At 68.3% G+C, this 13,000-nt stretch carries 11 protein-coding genes and 1 pseudogene; 6 read left to right on the top strand and 6 right to left on the bottom strand.

Going from position 1 to position 13,000, the window contains the following annotated elements:
- On the top strand, positions 1–2,529 hold a 2,529-nt coding region (gene mgtA, locus GTP77_RS29100), incomplete at its 5' end, for a magnesium-translocating P-type ATPase (protein WP_161075641.1).
- Positions 2,526–3,029: a flavodoxin family protein gene (locus tag GTP77_RS29095; RefSeq protein WP_161075640.1), complete on the top strand. Its 504-nt coding sequence runs from the start codon at positions 2,526–2,528 to the stop codon at positions 3,027–3,029. The genes mgtA and GTP77_RS29095, both read left to right, overlap by 4 nt.
- 11 nt (positions 3,030–3,040) lie before the next feature.
- On the opposite strand, the gene GTP77_RS29090 is transcribed toward GTP77_RS29095, so the two are convergent.
- A complete protein-coding gene (locus tag GTP77_RS29090; protein ID WP_161075639.1) occupies positions 3,041–3,703 on the bottom strand; it encodes a BON domain-containing protein in 663 nt (220 codons plus the stop codon).
- A gap of 139 nt (positions 3,704–3,842) precedes the next feature.
- Complete coding sequence (locus tag GTP77_RS29085; protein ID WP_161075638.1) at positions 3,843–4,586, bottom strand: lipid-binding SYLF domain-containing protein; 744 nt, start codon at positions 4,584–4,586, stop codon at positions 3,843–3,845.
- An 83-nt stretch (positions 4,587–4,669) separates the two neighbouring features.
- Between GTP77_RS29085 and GTP77_RS29080 the strand changes: the two genes are divergently transcribed.
- Together GTP77_RS29080 and GTP77_RS29075 are read left to right on the top strand one after the other, a co-directional pair.
- On the top strand, positions 4,670–4,879 hold the full coding sequence (locus tag GTP77_RS29080; RefSeq protein WP_161075637.1) for a hypothetical protein: 210 nt from the start codon (positions 4,670–4,672) through the stop codon (positions 4,877–4,879).
- A 175-nt stretch (positions 4,880–5,054) separates the two neighbouring features.
- Positions 5,055–7,091, top strand: coding sequence for a response regulator (locus GTP77_RS29075; RefSeq protein ID WP_161075636.1), 2,037 nt, complete (start codon positions 5,055–5,057; stop codon positions 7,089–7,091).
- On the opposite strand, the gene GTP77_RS29070 is transcribed toward GTP77_RS29075, so the two are convergent.
- Positions 7,063–9,708, bottom strand: a complete 2,646-nt coding sequence (locus tag GTP77_RS29070) for an InlB B-repeat-containing protein (protein ID WP_161075635.1) — start codon at positions 9,706–9,708, stop codon at positions 7,063–7,065. The genes GTP77_RS29075 and GTP77_RS29070 overlap by 29 nt on opposite strands.
- Before the next feature lie 136 nt (positions 9,709–9,844).
- Here GTP77_RS29070 and GTP77_RS31335 point away from each other — a divergent pair.
- Positions 9,845–10,531 (top strand): annotated as a pseudogene (locus GTP77_RS31335) (AraC family transcriptional regulator); the annotation flags it as partial.
- A 33-nt stretch (positions 10,532–10,564) separates the two neighbouring features.
- Entirely contained in the window at positions 10,565–10,954 is a 390-nt protein-coding gene (locus GTP77_RS31330; protein ID WP_371869415.1) for a helix-turn-helix domain-containing protein, read from the top strand.
- Positions 10,955–10,974: 20 nt separating this feature from the next.
- On the opposite strand, the gene GTP77_RS29060 is transcribed toward GTP77_RS31330, so the two are convergent.
- The 3 genes from GTP77_RS29060 to GTP77_RS29050 form a co-directional block, all read right to left on the bottom strand.
- Complete coding sequence (locus GTP77_RS29060) at positions 10,975–12,000, bottom strand: YeiH family protein (RefSeq protein WP_161075633.1); 1,026 nt, start codon at positions 11,998–12,000, stop codon at positions 10,975–10,977.
- Position 12,001: 1 nt separating this feature from the next.
- Positions 12,002–12,322: a Rieske (2Fe-2S) protein gene (locus tag GTP77_RS29055; protein WP_161075632.1), complete on the bottom strand. Its 321-nt coding sequence runs from the start codon at positions 12,320–12,322 to the stop codon at positions 12,002–12,004.
- A partial coding sequence (locus tag GTP77_RS29050) for a DsbA family protein (RefSeq protein ID WP_223149411.1) occupies positions 12,319–13,000 on the bottom strand: 682 nt, incomplete at its 5' end. The genes GTP77_RS29050 and GTP77_RS29055, both read right to left, overlap by 4 nt.

Below are 13,000 nucleotides of genomic sequence, written 5' to 3'. Positions count from 1 at the left end.
GGGGAGGATTTCGCGGCGGCGGCGGCGCGCCTGGCGCGCTACGGCCCCAACCTGGTGCGCGCGCCGCAGCAGGCGGCGCTGCTATGGCGCTTTGCCGGCAAGCTCGCCAATCCGCTGGTGTTCATCCTGGTGCTGGCCGGCGCGCTGTCGGCGCTGACCGGGGACGCGGCCAGCTCGGCCATCGTCGGCGCCGTGGTCGTCCTCAGCGTGACGCTCGACGTGGTGCAGGAATACCGCGCCGGGGCGGCGGCGGAGCGGCTGCGGCAGTCGGTGGCGGTGCGCGCGCGGGTGCTGCGCGACGGCGAGCCGGCCGAGGCGCCGCTGGCCGAGCTGGTGCCGGGCGACGTGGTGCTGCTGGCCGCGGGCGACCTGGTGCCGTGCGACGGCCGGGTGCTCGAGGCCAGGGACTGCTACGTCAACCAGGCCCTGCTGACCGGCGAGTCCTACCCGGTCGAAAAGGCCGCGTGCGAGCAGAGCGGCGGCGACGACGTGCTGGCCGCCGGCAACGCCGTGCTGCTCGGCACCTCGGTCATCAGCGGCAGCGCCAGGGTGCTGGTGTGCCGCACCGGCCAGGCCACCGCGCTGGGCGAGGTGGCGCGCCTGCTGCAGGCGCACGAACCGCCCACCGACTTCGAGCGCGGCACGCACCGCTTCGGACTGCTGATCCTGCGCATGACGGTGTCGCTGGTGCTGTTCGTGCTGCTGGTCAACGTGCTGCTGCAGCGCCCCCTGCTCGAGTCCTTCCTGTTTGCCGTCGCGCTGGCGGTCGGCCTGACGCCGGAGCTGCTGCCCATGGTGGTGTCGGTGACGCTGGCGCGCGGCGCCCTGCGCATGGCGGCCGCCAGGGTGGTGGTCAAGCGCCTGGCGGCCATCCAGAGCCTGGGCAGCATGGATGTGCTGTGCACCGACAAGACCGGCACCCTGACCGAAGCCCGCATCCGGCTCGAGCAGCACCTGGACCCGGCCGGCCAGGACAGCGCGCGGGTGCTGGAACTGGCCTACCTGAACAGCCATTTCGAGACCGGGCTGCGCAGCCCGCTCGACGACGCCATCCTGGCCCACGGCGGGGCCGGCGCGGCGGGCTGGCGCAAGATCGCGGAATGCCCGTTCGACTTCGAGCGCCGGCGCGTCTCGGTGCTGATCGACAACGGCGCCACGCGCTTGCTGGTGGTCAAGGGCGCGCCGGAGGACATCCTGCGCCTGTCGGCGCGCCACGGCCCGGACGCGGCCGGCGCCGTGCAGGCGCTCGACACGGCCGCGCGGGCCGCCATCGCCGCACGCTGCGAGGCGCTGGGCCGGGACGGCATGCGGGTGCTGGGCATCGCCTGGCGGGAAGTGGCGGCCGAGCACGGCGACGCCGCCGTCGGCGACGAGACGGCGCTGGTGTTCGCCGGCTTCGCCACCTTCCTTGACCCGCCCAAACTGAGCGCCCGGCCCGCGCTGGCGGCGCTGGCGGCGGCCGGGGTGGCGCTCAAGACCGTCACCGGCGACAACGAGCTGGTGGCGCGCCACCTGTTCGGCCAGCTGGGCCTGCCGGTGCGCGGCGTGCTGAGCGGGGCCGAGATCGACGGCATGGACGAACTCGCGCTGGCGGCGCGCGCCGAGCGCGCCAACCTGTTCTGCCGCGTCACGCCGGCCCAGAAGAGCCGCATCCTGCTCGCGCTGAAGCGGCGCGGCCACGTCGTCGGCTATCTCGGCGACGGCATCAACGACGCGCCCGCGCTGCGCGCGGCCGACGTGGGCGTATCGGTGGACGGCGCGGCGGACGTGGCGCGCGAGGCGGCCGACATGATACTGCTGGAACACGACCTGGGCGTGCTGCACGCCGCCGTGCTGGAGGGGCGGCGCACCTTCGGCAACATCATGAAGTACATCATGATGGGCACCAGCTCCAATTTCGGCAATATGTTCAGCATGGCCGCCGCCTCGCTGCTGCTGCCCTTCCTGCCCATGCTGCCGGTGCAGATCCTGCTCAACAACCTGTTGTACGACCTGTCGGAGCTGCCGCTTCCGCTCGACCGGGTGGACCCGGAGTACCTGGCGCGCCCGCAGCCATGGGACATGGTTTTGGTGCGCGACTTCATGCTGGCCATGGGCTCGGTCAGTTCGGTATTCGACCTGCTCACCTTCTACGTCATGCTGGCCGTGTTCGACGCCGGCGCGGCGCTGTTCCAGACCGGCTGGTTCATCGAGTCCATGGCGACGCAGGTGCTGGTGATCTTCCTGATCCGCACCCGCCGCAGCCCGCTCCGGAGCCGCCCGCATCCGGCGCTGGCGCTGGCGGCGCTGGCGGTGCTGGCCGTGGCCGTGGGCCTGCCCTACACCGCGCTGGGCGCGGCGCTGGGCTTCGTGGCGCCGCCGGCCGGCTTCTTCCTGGTCCTGGCCGGCATGCTGGCGGCCTACCTGGTGGCGGTGGAGGCGGTCAAGCAGTGCTTCTTCCGGCGCCGCCGCGCCGGGGAACCCCGGCGCGGGCGCACGGTCCAACCAGCACGGGCCAGCGGCCCGCCACCCAACCAGGAGCTGCCATGAAACTTTGCCTGATCGTGTACTACTCCCGCTCCGGCGTCACTGCCAAGGTCGCCAGCGCGCTGGCCCAAGCCTGCGGCGCCGACCTGGAGCGGATCGAAGACCTGCGCCCGCGAAGCGGCGCGGCCGGCTACCTGCGCTCGGCCTGGGAGGCGCTGCGCGGCCGGCCCGCGCAGATCGCGCCGCCACGGCACCGGCCGGGCGACTACCACGTCGTTGTACTGGGCACGCCGGTGTGGGCCGGGCATATGAGCGCGCCCATACGCAGCTACATCGCGCAGCAGCGCGGCCAGTTCCGCCAGCTCGGCCTGTTCTGCACCATGGGCGGCAGCGGCGGCCCCGGCGTGCTGGCGGCCATGGCCGCCCTGTGCGGCAAGCCGGCGGCCGCCACCCTGTGCCTGCGCCAGCGCGACGTGCTGAACGGAATGGACCAGGCGGCGCTGGCCGGCTTCGCCCGCTCGCTGGGCCTGGGCACCCATCCCGCCCCCGCCGGCCAGGCCTGACGCGGCCGGCGCTAGATGGCCAGCGCGGTGTTGATGGTGATGTGGTTTTCCACCGCCGTCACGCCGGGTGCCTTCCACGCGGCGCGCTCGGCGTCATCGCGCTCGGCCCAGGTGCGCACGCTGCCGCTCAGCTTGACCTTGCTGCCGCTGGCCTCGATGGTGATCCGGCCGGCGTCGATGTTCGCGCTGCGCTGGAAGGCCAGCACGATCTTCTGGCGCACCTCGCCGGCCGAGGCGGTCGGCTTGATCGTGACCTGGTTGCGCAGGCTGCGCACGCCGCGCACATGGCGCACCGCCGCCTCGGCGCGCTCGCGCTGATAGTTCCACTCGACCTGGCCCTCCAGCCTGAGCACGCCATCCTCGACGATCACCTTGATCCCCTCCGACGAGACGGGCAGCTGGGCCTTCAGCGCCGCCACCGCGTCGTGCGCGATATCGGGATCGGGCCGCACCGAACTGCCCAGGCGCACCTCGATGTCGTTGGCCACGCCGGCCACCCCGGCCACGCGCTTGGCCGCGCGTTCGGCATGCACCTTGTCGCCAAAGCCGCGCACAAAGCCGGTCAGCGTGACGACGTGGTCCTTGACCGTGACCCCCACATCGGCCGCGTCAATGTCAGGTTCCCATTCCAGTTCGTTTTCCACCCTCTTCTTCACTTCACTATCGCTTACCATGGCTGCCTCCTGTCGTTTATGCCAGTGCCCATGTGGCCCTGGATCTCCGAGTCTAGGACCGGCGCCCGCAGGCGCGTTTGATTTATGTCAATCCTGCGCGCGAGGCAAGCAGGCTGCGGGGCCGGTCCTTGCCGGCCCGCTATTTCACACTGGTGGACGCCGTCGCCAGGGCCTGCTGCAGCGGCTGCGACTGCGTGTTGGCCACGCCGCCGTCGGCCACGTCCTTGGGCGACAGCGTCCGGCCGTAGTAGGCGTTGGTCAGGCTCTGGTTGAAACGGATGTCGCTCACGCCCACCGCCAGCAGGTCGCCGAACAGGCCCTTGGTGCCGCTCCATGCCACCACGTCGCCGGTGCCGGCGGTGCCCTGCGCCAGCTTGGACCAGTTCACCACGGTTATGCCGGCCTCGGCGCTGAGCGCGAAATTGTTTTTCTGCATGAACTCATTGACGGCCTTGTCGTTATTGAGCACCAGGGCGACCGGGCCGCCTTCGACGCCGGCCTGCAGCCCGACGGTCAGGCCGCCCAGGTCGTAGAATGCGGGTCCGCTCCAGCTGCCGTCGGCACGCCGTACCAGCAGCAGGCCGCCGCCGCCGTGGGCGCCCACGGCCAGCGCGGCCCGCCCGTAGGAAGGCACGATCAGCACGCCTTTGGCCCGCTGCAGCAGCTGCTTCATGCGCGGTTCCGCTTCCAGCTGGCGCACCACCGCCAATGCGTCGCCGACGCGCTGGACAGCGCTTTGGGCCGGCTTGGCAGCCAGGTCGCCCGACGCGCTCTGGCTGCCGTCGGCTTGCGCCCAGGCGCAGCCGACCGCCAGCGTGGCGGTCAGGCCCGCCATTACCACCTGCACCATCCTGCCTTTGACTGCCTTACGTTGTAAGCACATGACGTTCCCCTTTAGATAAGATCGCTTGGATTCGCGCGCAAGCCGCGCCCCGTCATGCTAGCCCCGCCCCGCCGCAGCGCCTGTTGATCCGCGTCAAAGTGCGGCGGGAATCCGCTGCCGCCAGCCCATCAACCTGCCCGGATCGGATACGTACCGATGACAGACTGGCGCTGGCAGTGGCACGCCGCAGCGGCGCGCCGACGTGCCGGCAGCCTGAAATCGATCTGCACGAAATGTTTGGTGAAAGCGGGTTTGCCCCCCTGCCTGCGCCGCAGAACAACATCCTGCTATGAGGAAGGCCGTGCCGGCCTGCCGCTGAAATCTCCCCCCTGACAGCAAGCGCCAGATCAGTTAGAGTTCTGCATGATGTGCCAGCCTGCAAGCGTGGCTCAGAGACACGCCTCTTGTTTCACACTGCGGGATGATCAGCTTATGCAAGCAACTGTTCAAAGCGAAGAGTTCATCAGATTGAACTTTCCCAGGCTGGCCGCTGCGCTGGAATATATGCCCGTCGGCGTGACGATAGTGGACAGCGACCTGACCATCCGCTTCTGGAATCCCGCTTTTTGCCAGGCCCAGGGCTTTCCGCTTGAAGTGATGCACCCCGGCGTGACCATGGCCGACGTGTTCCGCTTTATTGCCTCGCGCGGCGACTATGGACCGGGCGATATCGAGGAACTGGTGGCGGCGCGCGTGGCGCTGTGCCTGAAGTTCGAGCCGCACAATTTCACCCGCACCAGCATGGACGGCGTGGTGCTGAATATTATCGGCCGCCCCATCTACGGCGCGGACGGCGCCGTCAGCGGCTTCGTCACCATTTACCACGATGTGACATCCGAGCGGCGCTACGAGGAACAGCTCGAGGCCAAAAACAAGGAGCTGCTGCAGGCCAAGCAGCTCGCCGAGGCGGCCAGCACGGCCAAGGGCCAGTTCCTGTCCAATATGAGCCACGAGATCCGCACGCCGCTGAACTGCGTGATCGGCATGGCTTATCTGGCCTTGAAAACCGAACTGGACCCGCGCCAGCGCGACTATCTGGAAAAAATCCGCTTCGCCGGCGAACATGTGCTGGGCATTATCGACGACATACTCGACATCTCAAAAATCGAGGCCGGCAAGATGGAACTGCAGCATGCCGACTTTTCACTGGACCAGGTGCTGCAAACGCTGACGGCGGTGGTGGCGCCGAAGGCGGCCACGCGCGGCCTGGAGCTGGTGTTCGACCTGGATCCCGCCTTGCCGCCGGTGCTGGTGGGCGATCCGCTGCGGCTGAAACAGGTGCTCATCAACTACGCCAGCAACGCCATCAAATTCAGCGAACAAGGCAGGATCACCTTGCGCGCGCGCAAGGTGGCCGACGGCGCCGACGAGTGCCTGGTGCGCTTTGAAGTGAGCGACCAGGGCATAGGCATGTCCAAGGCGGAGATGGCCAAGTTGTTTGTCTCCTTCCAGCAGGCCGACACGTCGACCACGCGGGAATACGGCGGCACCGGCCTCGGGCTGGCAATCTGCAAGGAACTGGCGGAGCTGATGGGCGGCAGCGTGGGCGTGGACAGCCAGCCCGGCGCCGGCAGCACATTCTGGTTCACCGCCCGGCTCGGCATATCGTCGCAGACCCTGCCCACGCTGATCAGCCAGGTCAGCGATGCCGCCAGCGCGCTGCTGGCCTATTCCCGCGCGCCGGCCCTGGCGGCCACGGCGGCGCTGCAGACGGCCCGCATCCTGCTGGTCGAGGACAATATCTTCAACCAGCAAATAGCGCAGGAAATGCTGGAGGAAGCGGGAGCAGCCGTGGGCCTGGCCGGCAACGGCGCCGCCGCGCTGGAGCTGCTGCACAACACCGATTTCGACTGCGTGCTGATGGACTTGCAGATGCCGGTGATGGATGGGCTGGAGGCGACCCGCCGCATCCGCGCCACGCCGCAACTGCACCATATCCCGGTGCTGGCCATGACGGCCACGGCCACCACCGAGGCGCGGCTACGCTGTCTCGACGCCGGCATGAACGACTTCATTCCCAAGCCGGTGCAGCCTGCGCTGCTGTATCAAACCATCGCCAAATGGCTGCCGCAGCGCGCGCAGCAGCAAGCGCCGTTGCCGGCGCCCCTGCCGACAGCCGCCGCAGCCACCTACGGCGGCGACCCGGACGTGATCGACCTGTCGGTACTGGCCACGCTGCTGGACTGCGACACGGACAAGGTAGGCAAATTCGCCGTCAAATTCCTGCACAGTTCACAGGAAGGCCTACGCGATATGGAGGCGGCGCTGGCACGCAGCGACGTGCAGGCCGTGCGCGAATTGGGCCATCGCATCAAGTCGGCAGCCCGCAGTGTGGGCGCGTTCGGCATGGGCGACTTGTGCGAGGAACTGGAGCAGCTCGCGCCGCAAGAAGCGGCCAGCGAGCTGGTGGATGCCCGTGCCATCCTGGAGCGGCTGCAAGCCGTGCTGCGGCAGGTGGAGGAGCACATCATGCACATCACGGCCGTGCCGCCTGGCGCGGCTTGAGAACCACCTCCAGCTTCTCGAGCTGAATCCTGTTCCCTGCGGATGGCGTTCCGGTGAACTGGAAACCGAATCCGCCCAGTGTGCTGGCGGCGCTTGCCACATGGGCCTGGAAGTGTATCTCCTTCGGCAAGGAAAAGCCGGCCTGCGCACTGGTCTGCGGCGATGCCGTCACCACATCCGCCGACAGCGCATCGCCGGCCAGTTTGAACACGGCCCGCGCACCCGGCATAAAGACCGAGCTTTCAACGTAGGCGCCCGGGAAGATCCGCCTTGCGCCATTGACGTATTCCATCATCGACACCCGCACCGAATTCCCCGACGACGGAATCGGCTTGCCGCCGTTTAAAGGGTCGGCCGACAAACGCTGGAAGCGCAGCGCATAGCCGGTCTGCGTGGCCGGGTCCCATTTGATGTAGACCTCGAAATACTGGCCGGTCGCGCTGCCGAAGCCCTGCCCTGCGGCCTTCTCCGGCGTGAGGTCCACCGTCAGCGACATGTCGGCGTAGGCGCCTTGAGGCTGGTAGAGCAAGCGGGCGCCCTGCGTGGCGGTCCGCAGGCCCGCAACGCCCACGGCTCCGTCCCGGTCGCCCACGGCGTAGAGCCACGGCGCTGCGCCGGACGGCGCCCACGCCTGCTCGATATCGGATGGCTTGATGGCGTCGGCATACCAGGCATCGGGCTGGTTCAGCGCATGGCCGGTCCAGCTGATATTGGCGAAGTTGGTGGAAATGACGGACGGCTGCGCGACGTCCCCAGCGGCGACAGCAGCTGCGCTGGCCACCTGGACCGGACTGGCGGCAGCCGGGCTGAACTCGTACTTGGGAATAATCACGGCGGTGAGGTAGTGGCCGATATCGCCGGCGGACAGCTGGTAGTGTTTGTAGGGCTTGCCCAGCGTCGAGACCGCCACCTGGACCGCCTTGTCGCCCGGGGCGCGGCCCCTGAACCAGGTGACGGACGAGCCGTCGGCAAATTCCGGATGGTCGTAGACGATTTGCAGGGCGGCGGTGTTGTTGCCTATGGCGATAGACGGCGTGCCCACGACCAGCGGAGCAGCGACGGCCTCCGGATAAATACGCAGCGTGGCCTGCGCCACCAGGCCGTTCGGCAAGCTGGCCTTGACGGCCGAGTCAATAATCTTTCCGCTCACGTTAGGCTTGGCGTTCAGGTGCAGCTTGCCGTTGTTCGATGCGGCGGGGCTGAACAGCGACGCGTCGTACTGGTAGCGGACCGATGCATCGCCGTATGCGGCTGCGGGCACAAAGCCCGGCGTAATGACAGTCTCATTGGCTGCGGTGCTGGCCGCCAGCGTGAACTTGTATGCGGTATCGTTTCTCGCCGCCTGCTTCGACGGGTTCCAGCCGTCAGCGCCCTTGAGCAGGTTGTAGACGTTGTACTCCTCGCCGATCTTGAAGATTTTCAGCGACTCATTCGTCAGCGTTTGGGCCACGTCCGGAAACCTGGGATCGAAAACGACGGGCGTGCCGTCGGCGTACCGGTTGTTGTGGACGTAGTGCTTGACGTCCGGCCGCTGGATGTTCTCCCAGCGGATTTCCTCCTTGGGCCCATTAAATTGGTTGTCGATCATGACCCAGCCGCCGCCGCTTTTCGACCACCAGAAGACCGGGCTGTCGTTGTGGAAGTTGAAGGTGGAATGCAGGAAGGCGGCAAGGACCGATGAGCCGCCGTAGGACGGGTGGCTGCCATAAAAGTCGAATGTGCAGTGATCGTAGACGTTGATGCCGCCGCCGGCGATGGCGTCGTCGGTCAGCTGGAAATGGGAGTTCTTGAAATAGGCCCTGCGCGGACCGATGGCGGTCAGGTTCAGGAAGCTGATAAAGCGCACGTTTTCGAAATACATCCGGTCCAGGGACGGGACGCCGGCTGCCGCCGTGATCGTCTGCGCCTGCACGCGCGCATCGGTACGCCGCGCCACATTCTGCGACGGGTCGCGCGGGAAGACCAGGTCGACCGTGGCGTAGTTGGCCACCGTCAGGTTGTATGCGGAAAAATGCGTGCCGATGCCGATCACATTCCAGTTGCCCTCGGCGCCCATGGTCTGGCCCCGGTTGCCGGCGATGCGCACATCGTCGGCGTTGGAGGTCAGCCCTTTGAAGGTCAAGCCGGACTGGGGGAATGAAATGCCGATCAAGCCCGGGTGCGCCGGCGTGTTGGCGACGGCGGGATCCTTGTAGTCGTCGGTCCAGTAAACGCCGGGCGCAAAGTTGACGGTGGCGCCGTCCGGAATATTGGCGGCTTGCAGTTCCTGCAGCGTCCTGAAGGTAAAGGGCGTTCGCCGCGCTTCGTCGAGGTAGGCGTCCACGACGACATTGGAGGCGGAAAGGTCGAGGAATTTTGCCTTGAGCACGACGTCGGACCGCACCGCCTGGTGCGCGAAGTCCCACATGTGGCCCTCTCCCTCGCCGGTGACGAACCAGCCGGCAAAGTAGGCGCTGCCCTTGCGTGGCCGTTCCGGCGCTTTCAGCAGCGCGCCATCGCCAAGCTGGACGCTGGAGGCGGCCGCACCCTCCACATGATAGGAGACCGTGTGGACGGCTGGCGGCGCAGCGCTGGCCCAGCCGCCGCAAGCTGCGAGGGCGAAAAGTAAAATCGCCATCAGCAGCGGGGCGAGAGCATTCGCCCTTGCATAATTTGTGGCGATATACATTTCCGTATCCTTTCTCGAAGTGGCCTTGGCCCTGGCCGTGAAATGACAAAATCACGCAACATCGGGCGCTACGGCATGCGGTATTATGCCTACTGAAAGTAGACGGCGCCCAAGCGCCGCGGCTTCCTGCCCAAACGCGTGCCTGGGCCGGCATAAACAAGGAGACTCAATCGCAATGGCAACACTCGTTCGCGCAGCCGTGTTAACCAACTATCTGGAAGTAGCCCAGCACCTGGGCATCAACACCCAGGCCGAGCTGTCCGCAGTGGGGCTGACCAGGAGCATGCTGCAGGACCCCGACCAGTCCATTCCCGTCCTCAGCGCGGTGCAATTGCTTGAACATTCGGCCGCCAGCAGCGGCTGCCAGACCCTGGGCCTTCGCATGGCCGAATCGCGCCAGTTCTCCGACCTGGGCGCGGTCGCCCTGCTGCTGACCCACCAGGCCACCCTGCGCGACGTCCTGCAGATGACGGTGCAGTACCGCCACCTGCTGAACCGCGCGCTGGCCATCTTTATCGAGGAGGCGGGCGAGCTGGTCATCATCCGCGAAGAGGTGGTCACCGACACGCCCACACCGTGCCGCCAGGCCACCGAGCTGGCCCTGGGCGTGATGGCGCGCCTGTGCGCCAGCCTGCTGGGGGCGGCATGGCGCCCGGTCAGCGTCAACTTCACGCACGATGCGCCGCAGGACCAGCGCATCCACCGCCGCGTGTTTGGCTGCGACATCCATTTCGGCGCCGAGTTCAACGGCATCGCCTGTCCGGCCGCCGCCTTCGACGCGCCCAATCCCAAGGCCGATCCGGCCATGGCGCGCTACGCGCAGCGCTTCATCGACACGCTGCCCGGCGCGCACGAGTCGTCGCTGGTGTTCGAGGTGCGCAAGGCGATCTACCTGCTGCTGCCCATGGGCCGCGCCACCATCGAGCAGATCGCGCAGGCGCTGGGGATGAATGTGCGCACGCTGCAGCGCCGCCTGGAAGACGACGGCGTCAACTTCAGCGATCTGATCAACGGCGTGCGGCGCGACCTGGTGCAGCGCTATATGAACAATCCCAGCTATTCGCTGGCGCGCATCGGCGATCTGCTGGGCTATTCGCTGGCCAGCAGCTTCAGCCGCTGGTTCGCCACCCAGTTCGGCGACACGCCGGCCAACTGGCGCGCCGTGCACGGCAAGCCCTTGCAGCCGCCGCAATAAATGGGCAGGCGCCGCCCTGCCTACATCCCCCAGCGCAGCAGCACCATCACCAGCGCCGCCAGGAAGGCGGTCTCGCCCACCATCAGCAGCACTGGCTTGAGGCCGACGCTGGCCAGCTCCTTCAACTGGGTCTTCATGCCCAGCGCGCTGATGGCGATGACCAGCGACCAGCGCGACAAGTCATTGCCCAGCTGCTGCACGGCCGGCGGTATCCAGCCGGTGCTGTTGACGCAGGCAAGCACGAAGAAGGCCACCGCAAAGCCGGGCAGCAGCGGCGGGCGGACGCCGCCTGCCCCGGCCCCTGCGCCCTGGGCGCGCGCCACCAGCGCCGCGCACAGGATGACCGGCACCAGCATGGCCACCCGCATCAGCTTGACCACGGTGGCCGCGTCGCCGGTTTCGCGCGACATGCTGTAGCCGGCCCCCACCACCTGCGCCACGTCGTGGATGGTCCCGCCCAGGAACACGCCGGCCTGCAGCGGCGTCAGCTCGAACAGGCGGCAGATCATGGGATACAAGATCATGGCCAGCGTGGACAGCGCGGACACGCCGATCACCGTAAACAGCGTGGCCTTCTCCTTCTGCGGATGGGCCGGCAGCGAGGCGGCCAGCGCCAGCGCGGCCGAGGCGCCGCAGATGGCGGTGGCGCCGCCGGTCAGCAAGCCGAACAGCTTGTTAAAGCCGAGCAGCCTGGCCGCCAGCACCGACAGCAGGATCGTCACGCACACCACCACGACCACCAGCGCCACCGGCTTCCAGCCCAGCGCGGCAATCTGCGCCAGCGTGATGCGCAGGCCCAGCAGGGCCACGCCCGCCCGCAGCACAGTGCGCGCGGTGAATTCAATACCGGGCTTGCACTGCCCCTCGGCGGCCAGGAAGTTCAGCGCGATGCCCAGCAGCAGCGCGAACAGCATCACGGGCGCGCCGTAGTGCTCGGACAGGAAGCTGGCGGCGGCGGCCACCATGGCGGCGATGAGGAAGCCCGGCGCGAGCGTGCGCAGGCGCTCGCGCCAGAGCGGCGCGGCGGCGGTAATCAGAGTGTTCATGTCAGGTCTCTTGGTCGGGCAGGTCGAGGTAGACCCGGCCCTCTTCTATGTGGATGGGATAAACCGGCACGCGCACCGAGGGCACGTTGGCCAGGCAGCCGCTGGCCAGGTCGAAACGCAGGCCGTGCGCGGGGCATTGCAGCAGGCGCCCCTCCAGTTTTCCGCCGGCCAGCGAGGCGCCCTGGTGCGGGCAGCGGTCGTCGATGGCGTGGTAACGGCCGTCGACCTGGAACAGCGCCACGCAGGCCGCGCCGGCGTGCAGCAGCGAGCGGCCGCCGGGCGGCGGCAAACGCTCCTGCGGCACCTCGACGCGGCGCGTCACAGCGCCGCCCGCATCGCGTCCAGCAATTGCGGTGCGGCGCGGGCGCCGCTGCCGATGTCGCGGCCGTTCAGCGTGTAGTACGGCACGCCCGCCGCCGGGCTGCCCTGGTAGGGAATGGCGGCGCCCCGCAAGGCCGGCGCCAGCTGCTGCGGGCTGTAGCCGCAGGCAACCGCGTGCGCCATCAGCGTGGCCTCGCGGCCCAGGTCGTCGCCGCGCTCGAAGTAGCCGGTGAGCAGGCTCTCCAGCAGGCTGTCGCACTGCGCGGCGTCGCCCAGTCCGGCGGCCAGCTGCAGCAGGCGGTGCGCGTCGGCCGTGTTGGGCATGGTGTGCAGCGCGGCGAAATTGATGCGCGCGCCGGCCGCTTCGGCTGCCGCCCGCACCATGGCCTGGCGCTGCGCCAGCGCTGCCTCGCCACCCAGGCGGCGCAGATAAAACTCGTGGAAAGGCAGGCCGTCCGCCGGGACCTGCGGCAGCAGCTGCACGCCAAGCCAGTCGCACTCGACCTCCACGTCCGGCGCCTCGGCGCGCAGCATGGCGATGGCCTGGCGCAGCTGGCGCAGGCCAATCAGGCACCACGGGCAGACGAAGTCGAAGCCCATGGCGATACGCAAACGGCGCGTCATGCGGCCTCCCCGGCCGCGCCCGGCGCGGCGGCGGCGGCCTGCGCGGCGGCCGCGT

Source organism: Pseudoduganella aquatica, assembly GCF_009857595.1.
GTDB classification, from domain to species: Bacteria; Pseudomonadota; Gammaproteobacteria; order Burkholderiales; family Burkholderiaceae_D; genus Rugamonas; species Rugamonas aquatica_A.
The sequence above is the reverse complement of the archived record's forward strand: the minus strand, read 5'-3'. Positions and strand labels throughout refer to the sequence as shown.

Excerpts from the sequence above, each read along its gene's own strand:
- GTP77_RS29060 (WP_161075633.1), bottom strand. The coding sequence starts at position 12,000 with ATGAACACTCTGATTACCGCCGCCGCGCCGCTCTGGCGCGAGCGCCTG.
- GTP77_RS29090 (WP_161075639.1), bottom strand. The coding sequence starts at position 3,703 with ATGGTAAGCGATAGTGAAGTGAAGAAGAGGGTGGAAAACGAACTGGAA.
- GTP77_RS29095 (WP_161075640.1), top strand. The coding sequence starts at position 2,526 with ATGAAACTTTGCCTGATCGTGTACTACTCCCGCTCCGGCGTCACTGCC.
- GTP77_RS31330 (WP_371869415.1), top strand. The coding sequence starts at position 10,565 with ATGGCGCGCTACGCGCAGCGCTTCATCGACACGCTGCCCGGCGCGCAC.
- GTP77_RS29085 (WP_161075638.1), bottom strand. The coding sequence starts at position 4,586 with ATGTGCTTACAACGTAAGGCAGTCAAAGGCAGGATGGTGCAGGTGGTA.
- GTP77_RS29070 (WP_161075635.1), bottom strand. The coding sequence starts at position 9,708 with ATGGCGATTTTACTTTTCGCCCTCGCAGCTTGCGGCGGCTGGGCCAGC.